13 protein-coding genes are annotated in these 11,862 nt (G+C 46.7%); 8 read left to right on the top strand and 5 right to left on the bottom strand.

Annotation, left to right across the window (positions count from 1 at the left end):
• Positions 1-2,558: tetratricopeptide repeat protein (locus E5S67_RS33725; protein ID WP_246277034.1), on the bottom strand; the 2,558-nt coding region annotated here is incomplete at its 3' end.
• A 59-nt stretch (positions 2,559-2,617) separates the two neighbouring features.
• On the opposite strand from E5S67_RS33725, the gene E5S67_RS29195 reads away from it, so the two are divergent.
• The 3 genes from E5S67_RS29195 (at position 2,618) to E5S67_RS29205 (ending at position 3,710) form a co-directional block, all read left to right on the top strand.
• Positions 2,618-2,887: a hypothetical protein gene (locus tag E5S67_RS29195; RefSeq protein ID WP_172192592.1), complete on the top strand. Its 270-nt coding sequence runs from the start codon at positions 2,618-2,620 to the stop codon at positions 2,885-2,887.
• Positions 2,888-2,890: 3 nt separating this feature from the next.
• Positions 2,891-3,112: a hypothetical protein gene (locus E5S67_RS29200; RefSeq protein ID WP_216670789.1), complete on the top strand. Its 222-nt coding sequence runs from the start codon at positions 2,891-2,893 to the stop codon at positions 3,110-3,112.
• 247 nt (positions 3,113-3,359) lie between these two features.
• The gene (locus E5S67_RS29205; RefSeq protein ID WP_172192596.1) at positions 3,360-3,710 is read left to right on the top strand and encodes a 4a-hydroxytetrahydrobiopterin dehydratase; all 351 of its coding nucleotides are present in this window, start codon (positions 3,360-3,362) and stop codon (positions 3,708-3,710) included.
• A 26-nt stretch (positions 3,711-3,736) separates the two neighbouring features.
• On the opposite strand, the gene E5S67_RS29210 is transcribed toward E5S67_RS29205, so the two are convergent.
• Positions 3,737-4,471, bottom strand: a complete 735-nt coding sequence (locus tag E5S67_RS29210; protein ID WP_172192598.1) for a response regulator — start codon at positions 4,469-4,471, stop codon at positions 3,737-3,739.
• 227 nt (positions 4,472-4,698) lie between these two features.
• On the opposite strand from E5S67_RS29210, the gene E5S67_RS29215 reads away from it, so the two are divergent.
• Both E5S67_RS29215 and E5S67_RS29220 read left to right on the top strand, forming a co-directional pair.
• Positions 4,699-4,923, top strand: a complete 225-nt coding sequence (locus E5S67_RS29215) for a hypothetical protein (protein ID WP_246277035.1) — start codon at positions 4,699-4,701, stop codon at positions 4,921-4,923.
• Positions 4,924-5,067: 144 nt separating this feature from the next.
• Complete coding sequence (locus E5S67_RS29220) at positions 5,068-5,316, top strand: DUF6761 family protein (RefSeq protein WP_172192600.1); 249 nt, start codon at positions 5,068-5,070, stop codon at positions 5,314-5,316.
• Positions 5,317-5,625: 309 nt separating this feature from the next.
• Here E5S67_RS29220 and grxD read toward each other — a convergent pair whose 3' ends face one another.
• The 3 genes from grxD to E5S67_RS29235 form a co-directional block, all read right to left on the bottom strand.
• Positions 5,626-5,949 (bottom strand): Grx4 family monothiol glutaredoxin, encoded by a 324-nt coding sequence (gene grxD / locus E5S67_RS29225; RefSeq protein WP_172192602.1) that lies wholly within the window; start codon positions 5,947-5,949, stop codon positions 5,626-5,628.
• Between the two features lie 201 nt (positions 5,950-6,150).
• Positions 6,151-6,411, bottom strand: coding sequence for a BolA family protein (locus E5S67_RS29230; protein WP_172192604.1), 261 nt, complete (start codon positions 6,409-6,411; stop codon positions 6,151-6,153).
• Positions 6,412-6,453: 42 nt separating this feature from the next.
• Positions 6,454-7,077: a hypothetical protein gene (locus tag E5S67_RS29235; protein ID WP_172192606.1), complete on the bottom strand. Its 624-nt coding sequence runs from the start codon at positions 7,075-7,077 to the stop codon at positions 6,454-6,456.
• Positions 7,078-7,172: 95 nt separating this feature from the next.
• Here E5S67_RS29235 and E5S67_RS32840 point away from each other — a divergent pair, with 95 nt between their 5' ends.
• The 3 genes from E5S67_RS32840 to E5S67_RS29250 all read left to right on the top strand — a co-directional run bounded on the left by E5S67_RS32840 (position 7,173) and on the right by E5S67_RS29250 (position 11,848).
• Complete coding sequence (locus E5S67_RS32840) at positions 7,173-7,676, top strand: hypothetical protein (RefSeq protein ID WP_216670790.1); 504 nt, start codon at positions 7,173-7,175, stop codon at positions 7,674-7,676.
• 755 nt (positions 7,677-8,431) lie between these two features.
• Positions 8,432-10,759 (top strand): S8 family serine peptidase, encoded by a 2,328-nt coding sequence (locus E5S67_RS29245; protein ID WP_172192607.1) that lies wholly within the window; start codon positions 8,432-8,434, stop codon positions 10,757-10,759.
• 507 nt (positions 10,760-11,266) lie between these two features.
• The gene (locus E5S67_RS29250; RefSeq protein WP_172192608.1) at positions 11,267-11,848 is read left to right on the top strand and encodes a lysozyme; all 582 of its coding nucleotides are present in this window, start codon (positions 11,267-11,269) and stop codon (positions 11,846-11,848) included.
• Positions 11,849-11,862: the final 14 nt, after the last annotated feature.

Below are 11,862 nucleotides of genomic sequence, written 5' to 3' on the forward strand. Positions count from 1 at the left end.
CCTCTACGGAGTTCATTTTCTCCCAGACAGCCGATCGACATTGCTATCCCTTGGCGATCGCCCAATTCTGTTCTCAATGCCAAAGATTGGCGGTAGAGTTTCTCAGCTTCATCCCAATTGCCGCGATTTCGCTCGATATCTCCCAACACTCCCCAAGAATATGCCATGCCCGAGCGATCGCCCAATTCTGTTCTCAATGCCAAAGATTGTCGGTAGAGTTTCTCAGCTTCATCCCAATTGCCGCGATTTTCCTCGATATTTCCTAACAATCCCCAAGAAGATGCCATGCCCGATCGATCGCCCAATTCTGTTTCAACTTCCAAAGATTGGCGGTAGAGTTTCTCTGCTTCATCCCAATTACCGCGATTTCGCTCGATATCTCCCAACATCCCTAATGAATTAGCAATGCTGCTCTGATTATTTTCTTTTTCTGCGATGGCTAGCGCATCTTTAAAATATTTTTCTGCTAAATCCCAATTCCCAAAATTCCGATGAATTTCACCTAATTTTAGCAAGCAATAAGAGCGTCGTTCGCCTGCAATATAAGGTAATATTTGTTCGTACAATTCTTTTGATAAATTCCAGTATCCCCACCTTGTTAAGTATGTATCTGGGATTAAGTAGTAAGCTTCGCGGTAGTTGCTCAACCTAAAGGCAAAATGTTGAGCTTCTAGAACAGCTTGTAAATCTGCTAAGCTTTGAGGATTGTCCACATTTTTACCAGTGCAGTAAAACTTATAAACACTTTCCAGCAGTTGTGGCAATTCCTGTTGATATTTCCCTTGCAAAAACTCTTCAATCACCCGGTGCAAATCGTAAAAATCCTCACATTTATCCTCGTCATAGCGACTCTGCACCAAACTAGCACCCACTAATCGCTCTAAAATTGCTGCTGTCTCGCTAATTTCTGCCTCTGTAAATTCCGTAGGTTCCTCTAATTCTGCTGCTAATTCCAAGCGGGGATCTTGTCCAACATCCTCCGCATACAGCCGCAAAAAAGTTAAACCCTTCACATCTATCGGCACTCGCAAAACACACATCCGACGCAGCAAATCTCTTGCCGCTTCACTTTGCCTTGCCAGTTGTTCTTGCAACATCGGTTCCACCTTCTTCGTTACCAATTCAGGATGCTTCCGCAAATATCCAGGTCTTCCCTTGCCAAGAGACACCAATTGAGTTAACAAAAAAACATGACCTCCAACCCGCTGAGATATCCACTGCAAATCAGCTAATTTATCAGTCAACTGTCGCTGCAAAATCTCCACAGTGGCCGCCATATCCACACCTTGCAACGGTTCGATATGCACCAATTCCGCATCCGGCGCTAACCCCGGATAGCGGGTATCTGTCAAATCTCTAGGCACTTCCCGGCTGGTTAAAATCGTTTGCGATTGGTGCTGCTGATAAACCAAAGCATTCAGTAACTTACCCCAATCCGGTGAAATTGCTCGATGTACCTGCGGCGAATCCAAACAGTCAGGATTTTCCGCCTCAACAGCCGGATGCAAAATAGGTTCTAGGTTATCCAGTACCAAAAGACAGCGAGTTTGTTGCAAACCAACCATAATTTTTGCAATCTTTTCCTCTGGCTTTTTCAACTCTGCTGCGTCCTGAATCCCCAAACCTTCATTTAACAGAAACCCAGCCACATCATCAAAACTGGTTCCCTCCAGTGCCTTGAAATACATCACGCACTCATAACCGCCAGCCAGCAAACTTTTCCCTGCTTGAGAAACCGACTGTTGCCAATTAACCCCCAATCCTTCTACAAGTTTAATCGCCAAACTCGTTTTGCCCATACCGCCTTGCCCGATAATCGCCAATACCTTCGGCGGCGAAGTTCCATCCGGCAGAATTTGGACTAATTTTGCCGTTAAATTTGCCACCAATGTATCGCGCCCTTTCCACACAGGCACCGACTCAGGCATCTGAGAAAAAGCCACCCTAATTACTTTGTCGGGAGGGAAATCTGTCGCAGCATTACTCTCGGTTTTGCCCTCACTATTTTGCCGGCTATTTATCTGAATACTGATATCGGGTGCACCGCCCCACACTTTTGCCAACTCTTCTAAATTCTTTGCTTTGTCCTCTTTACTCCACAGCTTCAGAGTAAAATTCTTATTTGGATTGCCCCGCCTTGCCGACTCCGGGATGTGATTCTTCAGAATTTTCAGCTTTTTTTCGAGTACATCATTAAGTACCTCACCGATATACTTTTTAACTTGATCGTCAGATGTTGTCTTATTTGGTTTGAAGCTGCCTCTATCTTTCAGCAAGTGGCGCAGGGCTTCCAGCTTCGCCGTGACGTGCAAGTCGGTAGTCTCACCTATCCATTCGGCGTGGAGATTAGAGATGCGATTTGTATTGTTTAACGCATAATCTAGCAGCGCCTCCACCAAATCCTTGACTCGCTGCCAAGACTTCTCGCCTTCTCCCTGATTGGGCATAGCTTTTAAAAGTAAGTTGCTAAAAAAAGTTTCGGGAAAGTTTCGGGATTCCCGATACCGAATGACCGTCCCGAATATCCCTAATGCCGATTGTAGCACAGTTGCAGCCATTCTTTGACTTCGGGTATCCCGAAATTCCACACTCAATTTAGTTGAGTTGGAAATGGTTTATGAAGTTATCAAAACAGCATCAATGGATGATTGGAGAGGCGATTGTCGGTACTGTAGTCGGTGCTCTCAATTCTTCTGCGGGGCTAGTGCTGACTTTCGGTTTAGTGGGTTTCCACCTCTATTTTGACAAAAATACAGAGGAAGAGTCGCGCTGCCCTCTGGAACGAGTTTTCAAAAGCGAGGAAGTTTTGAAACTCCATTCTTGTCAGGATTGTCCTTTTTTGAAAGCGGCGGTTGACGTAGAAAAAGTTGAAGAAGAGAGTGAGTAAACTGTGGTGCATCTAATGTGGAACAGCCCGGAAAGCCTGTTCGGGCGGGACACCCCACAAGAAAATTTATTATTTGTGGAACAAGCCGGAAAGCCTGTTTCTAAACCACAAGAAAATTCATTATTTGTGGAACAAGCCCGAAATCCTGTTGCTTATTGGCGGGCGAGACACCCCACAAGAAAATTCACTCAGGATGTTAACTCGAAAGTGCGATCGCTCTTTTAATTAGTATAAGTTAAAAAGGACGATCGACCGATCGTGAATTGAACTTTAAAAACAAACTTTTAGTGTAGTAAACTCACTACTAAAAATCCGATTAGCATATTATAATAACATGAAACGGGTGTTATAACTTCTGAGCGAAACAGCGATCGCCTCTGCCTCTTTTGCTAGTTACGTTGCGCCCAGCTACTTGCTGCGATTAGAAAATGTCTATAATATCTTTTAGCATCTTCTCGCTAACAAGCCATTTATGGAACCTTTAGCAAAAGAAAGTTGTGCCGCCTGCCGCCCAAACTCTCCCCGCGTCACAGCTTACGAAATTGTCAACCTCAAATCTCAAATTCCCGACTGGGATTTTATCGAAAAAAATGGCATTCCCCAATTAGAACGCACGTACAAATTCCCGGATTTCAAAAGTGCGATCGCCTTTACAAACAGCGTCGGCGAAGCAGCAGAAACGGAAGGACATCACCCCGCACTGTTAACCGAGTGGGGGAAAGTTACCGTTACTTGGTGGACTCACGCGATTTCTGGACTGCATCGCAATGACTTTATTATGGCGGCGAAAACCGATGCGATCGCCAATCAATTCCCAACATAAAATCCGACTTATAGCCCGATAATAGTTTAAGAACTCACAGCTCCGGGTACCAGCGGTAAATGCCGTTGACTCCCATTCAACAACTCCAGATTCAGTCGGTAGCCGACATTCCGTACAGTTTGAATCAGGCTCGGCTGTCGCGGGTCGATTTCGATTTTTTTACGCAGAGAGAGTACGTGAGTGTCGATCGTCCGGGGGTTATCAATAGCATCGGGCCACGCCCGCCGCAGCAAATCAGAGCGCGACAGCGGCACTCCTCCAGCTTGAGCCAGCACGTACAGCAAGCTAAATTCCTGGGGAGTCAGCTCAATATGTTCTTCGTACAACCTGACTCGGCGCTGCACCAAATCAATTTTCAGCAGCCCGCACTCCAGGGTCGCCGGCGGTATCATTGTGCGGTTGCGGCGCATCAGAGCTTCCACCCTGGCCATAAACTCTTGCATCCCAAAGGGTTTAGTCAGGTAATCGTCTGCCCCCGCCTTCAAACCTTCAACAATATCCGATTCCGAATTCCGCGCCGACAGCATCAAAATCAGCGACTGCTGCTGCTGTTGCAGCCAGTGACAAAATTCCAAACCGTCCCCATCAGGCAATTGGGCATCCAGAATGACTAGGGTTGGCTGGCGGCTGAAAAATATTTCCCTAGCGTGACTGATATCCGCTGACTGGTGCACCCAGTGACCGACTTGCTGTAGATGCCAGCCCAAGAGCGATCGCAGGTGCGGATTCCCTTCAACAATTGAAATACTTGCAGATTCCACAGAGGCGAGCTTCCCTTATCACTAATGGCTACCAGGTTAACAGAGCTTTTGTCAAGGTTTTGTAACCAGCGCTACTCAAGCATTAGCTCCGTTTAAAGCGGAGAACAAACCGAGGGGATGAATTTAAAAAATTTGGTCAATTTGGGCTCGTCAGTCCGCAGAAAGGTTAAATCATTCTGGCGATGAGCTTACAATGAAAATAAGACAGTGTAAAGCCGATCGATCTTATGCCCCAACCGCCTGCCACAACCGAACCCCCCGGCCCAGCCGCCACCCATAGGAGGTTGACAAATCGCGCAACTGAAACTAGAATTCCTCCAACCGTTCGCTCGGTAGCCGGAAGACTCACCCACTTTGACCGCAAAATTCAGCAACACCCCGACTCAATTAAACGCACGGCGGATTATCTAGGTGCGCGCAAAAAAGTCGAGCCACTGCATTGCAGCGAGTGAAATTTTTTATGGAGGGTAGCCTGTTGAGCAGGGTAAAAACTTTTATTTAGAAATAGCCTCAAGCTGAGCCAATCAGCATCAATCGAGGCCGTTCCTAAATCCCGCCGTCATTATACAAACCACAAAGGATTTCAACCTCACACCATGCTACAAGACACCCAAACAATCAGGCACTACCAAAAACTCACCGACGCCCTCGTCGAAATGTGGAATAGAGGTTATCGCTTTGATGACCTGCGGCTTTACTTAGATGGCTATTTAGCAGCCCTGCGGCATTCCAACGGTCTGGAACCCTATCTGATTCACAGACTAGAGGAAGAAGCAGCGCGTTACATTCACGACCCATCCAATTTTGCAATGCCACAGACACAAACTGAATCAGACTACTATTAATACCAAATTCGGTTTAATAAACCCGCTGATTATTGGGTAATTGGTAATAGCTTTTTTGATACCCACAGCTATTACCAGAATGATTGAAGGGCTCAGAAAATCCAGTTTTGGTATAAAAGTTCAGTCAGGAAGTTGCAAGCTGTAGTTTCAAAATTGATGTTTAGTAGGGCGGGCCGTGTCCGCCCTACTGTTGTTAAAGTTAGAAAATTGGGAAAGTTTTGAGTTCCGAACTAAGATTTTTTTCAGTCTTTCACCCCAAAATTAAAACTCAAAACTCACAACTTTCTTTCTCCTTTCCCTTCCTTGTATTTAAGAAGCCAAAGCGACTTCTACAACTTCTTGCAATTCGCCCTTTTGATACATCTCGATCATAATATCCGAGCCGCCAATAAACTCCCCGTTGATATAGACTTGGGGAATTGTCGGCCATTGGGAATACTCTTTAACGCCTTGACGAATTTCCTGGTCTGCCAAAACATCAACAGTTTCGTAAGGCACTCCCAAAGTATTGAGAATTTGCACCACAGTATTAGAGAAACCGCACTGGGGCATTAACTTATTGCCCTTCATAAACACCATGATTTTGTTTTGCTTAACCAACTCGTCAATTCTTTCATGTGCTGCTGTAGTCATGGTAGCTCCTAATATTGTTTGAAAATTTTTAAACGTTGACTGACGCAGAAACCGGGTTTTTTACGAAAATCTTTCGTTACAGCCATAGATTCCGGTTAAAAAACCCGGTTTCTTTGGTTTTCGTGCGTAAGTGCAGCAGTTGTCTCGCAAGCAACTCTTGACACCAGCACCAACTTGCGATACCCAATTGCTACTCAACAATTAAGCAACTTGACTTTTCGCTTCCCATTCTGCCGGAGTTAAGGTTTCCAAGCCCAAAGCGTGGATGGCTTCACTAGCCATTGCCTGTTTGAGAGCGCCGTAAACCAGTTGGTGCTGCTGTACTCGGCTTTTTCCTTCAAAGGCTGCAGAGACAACTCTCGCCTGGTAGTGGTCGCCGCCGCCGGTCAAATCGTCAACTTGTATTTTAGCGTCGGGCAACCCTGCCTTAATCATTTCTGCTACTTGAGACGGTGTAACCATAGGTTTCTCTGATAAACGGCTGTAATTTAGATTTTAGGGGAACTATTTGGTCGATGAACTCGGTTGACTGCTGGCCGGCCGGGGAAAGGGCGAATCCACAAAACCCAATTCCAGTAACTGCTGGTAAGCTTTCTTGCCCAAGTCGCGAGTTGGCTGCTGCGATCGAATAATCTGAATCAGCAGGGGCACAGCCAGTTCGGGCTTATTTTGCGCCCGGTGTACCAACGCCAGCCGGTAGGTAGCTTCGTCGCGCATTTGGGCTGTTTCTACAGCTTTGGTGCGGTGGCTTTCGGCCAAGCGGATGTCAATTCCGGCAAAACTGCTCCCCAGTTGTTGGTAGAAGTTGGATAGTTGATTGAAAATTTGGCGGGATTCTTGGAGTTTTTGAGTAGCGAGTGCGTAATTCTGATCGGAAATAGCACTGCTGGCTTCTGTCATCAAACGCTGACCTCCCTGGACACTCAGCAGGCTGCTGTCTTGCGTTAGAGGGCGGAGATTGTTGGGGTCTGTGGGGTCGTCGGCGGGTTCGACTTGCGGTTGGTTCTCTGGCGCAGAAGGTTGTTGTGCTTGGACTTGGAGCGGTTGCAACAGGGTAAAAGCTGCGATCGCCCCGATCGTAATCCGGGCAGTGGAGCGAAGCCAGCAAACAGTTCCAGAGTATACCATGAAATTACTTTGCGCCTGTGCGCTTTAAAAAAATATTTAGCTTGAGCCGATCTTACCATTGGCGATCGCAACCGGCTAAGTGTAAACCAAATTTTTTGAAATGTCAAAGGGTGCGCGATCGATTTGGGATTTTAGATTTGGGATTGAACAAGGACATCGCGGGGGATGGGACAGATCCCGGCAATCTAGTCCTGGACGCAGAAACCGGTTTTTTTTACCTAAATACTGCCTTTGAGGCATTAAAAATGGTGGAAAACCCGGTTTCTTTGGTTTTGATGGGTAAGTCCCGATCTAATTCAACAATCGAACGAACCATGAATATCGCAATTGAAAGAACAGCTTACGGTCAACTACTGGCGAAATCTCAGCCTAAGCCAATCCTGAACGAAGAAGATAATGATCTTGCCCTCGCAGAAGTCGATTTCCTGATGTCTAAGGAAGAATTAACAGTAGAAGAAGAAACTTTACTGAGTCTCTGGGGGCTGTTGATCGAAGAATACGAATCAAAATATCCAGATCGAGAAGTGACTCCCCGGCATATTTTATTACTCGATGGGAGGATTTTTTTAATGTTAATCCTGGTGTGTTTATTTGACTGAGATGTTGCACCATTCTCAAGAACAGGCTTTTCGGCCTGTTCCACAAAAGATAAATTTTCTCGCTTCACAGGCCGAAAAGCTTGTTTAGAAAAGGCTTATTGACAATGGTGCAAGATGTGAGTTTGAGGGATTTGCTGAATCATTGTTAATAAACCTTTTACGGGCGGGCTAGAAGCCCACCCCACAAGAATAAAATTCAGTTTTTGTGGAACAGGCATCCTGCCTGTTCTTGAGAATATAGTAAGACAGGAGTGAAATATCCAAACTAAACGGAATACCGTTATAGTTCGGGCTTCGTGTCTCGTTTGCCGTTGCTCTGTTGGGTATCCTATTACTGGGTATTCGTCACTGAAGACGATCCGAGTCTGACACAGCATCTCTGGGCTTTTACACCCTTTATCCCTTCGTAGGGAACCCACGCAGAAACCCTGTTTCCCAAGGCAAAAAACTATTTCGTACAACAAACATGGATTATATTTCACAACAGGGCGTACCTTGTCAACCAGCGGTCTGTTCTTTCCCCCTTTCTCTCGCAGTTGTCCTTGGCAAGCATCTTACTGCTACTGTAGCCTGTTGTTTGCAGTCGAGTGGGTGGGTCGCAACCACTTATATTTTACACGTTTTTTGCTAGAGAAATAGGAACTTGTCGATCTTTTTCACAAGCCTTGCTTGGCTTATATCCCGACGCTGAATTGAGTACAATTACAGCGCGGGACTTACCCCAAAAGAGTTAAAATTAAATAGGAACATTTCTGATGGCACAACCAAGCAAACCGACCTCCGACACTCTCCAAAACTATCAAGGTATCGGAGTCCCCGATGAAAGTCTAGCAGTGATTTTACAGCGCGGCGGCGATGAATTGCTGCTGTCAAAAGCGGACGATCGCTTTACAGTCCGCCCCTCACCAACAGCATCAGCCTCAAACGATTGGGCTGCAACAACTGGGGCAAAACTCAACCGTCGCGTCGGCCAAAGCAATCTCGAAGAATATCTCGTTGCGCCCTCTAGCCTAGAAGCAGCAATGCAAACAGCCCGCGCCAGCGATGCTGTAGCTTTTGCCAGCCACGTCTATTGCCCCGCGAACAATCCGAGTACATTCTTTTATTTAACCGACCAAATTACCATTCAATTTGGCGAACAAGTAGATGAACAATCGCGAAAGGCGATCGCCAATGCAGCAGCTTTAAAAATAGTCCGGCCAGTAGAAGGAATTCCCAACACTTTCGTCTGCGAAGTCACAAAACAAGCAACAGAAAACCCGGTCAAAATTGCCAACCGCCTGACAAGATATCCAGAAGTTTTGATCGCCGAACCCAACATTTTAGTAGAGACGCAGCAGCATTACACGCCCCGCGATCCGCTTTATCCCAAACAGTGGTACCTAAACAACAAAGGCGGCAAGGAACTTGTCGGCGGTGCTCAAATTTATGCCGAACCAGCTTGGGACATGACTCGCGGAGTTCGATCGATCGTAATTGCGATCGCCGACGATTCAGTTGACATCACCCACCCAGATTTTCAAGGCCAAGGCAAAATCGTCTCACCCATCGATTTCAAAGACGGCGACACTTCCCCGATGCCAGTCGCCGACTCAGACAACCACGGCACAAGTTGTGCCGGCGTCGCCGTTGCAGAAGAAAACGGCAAAGGCATTGTCGGCGTCGCCCCCGGCTGCGCCCTGATGCCCATCCGTACCACGGGTTTTCTCGATGACAATTCTGTCGAAAAAATGTTTAATTGGGCGATCGAAAAAGGTGCCGCCGTCATTTCTTGCAGTTGGGGGCCTTCAGCAGTTTACTATCCCCTTTCCCTGCGGCAGAGTGCGGTCATCACCAAAGCAGCAACCCAAGGGCGGGGCGGCAGAGGCTGCGTTATTCTGTTCGCTGCGGGCAATGCCAACCGCCCAGTCAACGGTACTGTTAACGAAAAAGGCTGGCCCAACAACGTCCTGGGCGGTCAAACTAGATGGCTGGCAGGATTTGCCGTTCACCCAGACGTAATTGCCGTCAGCGCTTCCACTTCTCTCAACAAAAAAGCAGCCTACAGCAATTGGGGCACCAGCATCTCGGTTTGCGCCCCCAGCAACAACGCGCCGCCGGGAACTTGGTTGCCCGAAACCGGATTTATCGGCACGCCCCCGGAGGTGACCCAGTATTTGCCCGGTTTGGGGGTGTTTACTGCCGATCGAGTGGGCGATCGGGGCTACGACTGGGGGGACTATACTGATACTTTTGGCGGTACTTCCAGCGCCACTCCAGTAGTCGCTGGGGTTGCAGGGTTGATACTTTCGGCTAACCCCCGTTTGACAGCGCGGGAAGTGCGGGGAATTCTCGAACAAACTGCTGAGAAAATTGTCGATCCCGATCCCGATCCCCAGTTGGGCAATCAGATGGGAAATTACGATCCTAACAACGGCCGCAGCGATTGGTTTGGTTACGGGAAAGTGAATGCTTTTAAAGCTGTGCAAGCTGCGGTGAGAAAGGGCGGCGGCAATCCGAATATCGGGGGTGCGGTGTTCAGCGATATTTCTGGACATTGGGCACAGAAGTTTATTGAAGCTTTGGCTGCGGCGAATATAATTAGCGGTTTTCCTGACGGTTCTTTTAGGCCTGATGACAGTTTAAACCGCGCTCAATATGCGGCGCTGTTGGTGAGTGCGTTTAGTCCGATTCCGAGAGTGCCGGCTACAAATTTTATTGATGTTTCTGCTAGTTTTTGGGCGAGAAGTGCGATCGAACGGGCAAATCGGGGGGGGTTTTTGGCGGGGTTTCCGGGGTTGAAGTTCGGCCCGAATCAGAATTTGACTAAGGCTGAGGCGATCGTATCTTTGGTTAACGGTTTGGAACTTAAGGGTGGCAATCCTGATTCTTTGAAAGTTTACATCGATCGCTCTCAAATTCCTAATTTTGCTTTGAGTGCGATCGCCACAGCAACTGCTTTGAAGATTGTGGTTAATTATCCTTCCCGCGATTGGCTTTCGCCGCAGCGGGATATTACCCGCGCTGAGATTTCGGTTTTGATTTACCAGACATTGGTGGCGATTAACCGGGCAAAGGCGATCGATTCTCCTTACATTGTGTAGCTAAGAACAGTAAAACTGGTTCGATCGTTCGGACTTCAGTCCTCATAAAATCCGAGGACTGAAGCCGCTATAATTCGCGGCGAGTCAAAGCACTTTGTGCGTAAGTCCTGACGAAGCGATCGCTTTTTTGATGATAGCTTTACATATCGAATTACTTTCCCGGAAATCCAGGGTTTCAGACTGCGAATTAAAAACTGTCCGGACTATTGCAATAAGATGAGTTACATCTGCAGAATATGAGCCAAAACTGCGCGTAGTGAATCAGAGATATTCGGTAAGCCGATTGTCAAGGTGAATGAATTTTTGTAAAGGTTTGCGTAAATCGCGAACATTACTGTGGAACAGACCTATATAATAACCAAATTACCCGTCAAGCCAAGACTTTCGATCGAAATCATTAATTAATAGACTCTTTTCACTCATTTTGAAAATAGGCAAAACTTTTGCGTTCGGATACTCAAGATGCCTCTTTTGACTGAACCTACCTTGTAAAAAGGAAAAACTAAAATGCCAAAAAGATCGTTGGAACTCTTCGGCGATGGTCGCGTATACGAAATCAAAGACGACCTAGCTATTAAAGTCACGGAGACTAATGGGCAAGTAAAAGCATTAATTGATGCTTTAAGCTTCAGTGTGGCTAAAACATATCATATTCATCCTCCAGACGAACAACCTCCTGATGTGGTAGAAGCAAGAGGTTCAAAGCATATCAATCAAGAAGGTTTCAAGCTTCTCACTACTTTTGAAGGATGTGAACTCACTGCTTATGATGATGGCGGTGGAGTTTGGACAATTGGTTACGGACACACTGGCGATGATGTTTATCCAGAACTGACTATTAGCCAAACGCAAGCAGAAGAATTGCTGAGGGAAGATTTAGAAAAGTTTGAATCCTATGTTGAGGATGCCGTTGAAGTTGAGATCGATGAAAACCAGTTTTCTGCACTGGTTTGCTTCTGTTTCAACGTGGGCCCAGGAACAGAAGGTTTTGGAGGTTCAACTCTTCTGAAGCTATTAGACATCTCCGAAAACAATCAAAGCCTCTGTGTAGTTAAGCTCCTTGACGTAAATGTAATCATCCTAAATTAGCTAGTGTGCACGAT

Origin of the sequence: Microcoleus asticus IPMA8 (assembly GCF_013179805.1) — a bacterium.
GTDB lineage: Bacteria > Cyanobacteriota > Cyanobacteriia > Cyanobacteriales > Microcoleaceae > Microcoleus > Microcoleus asticus.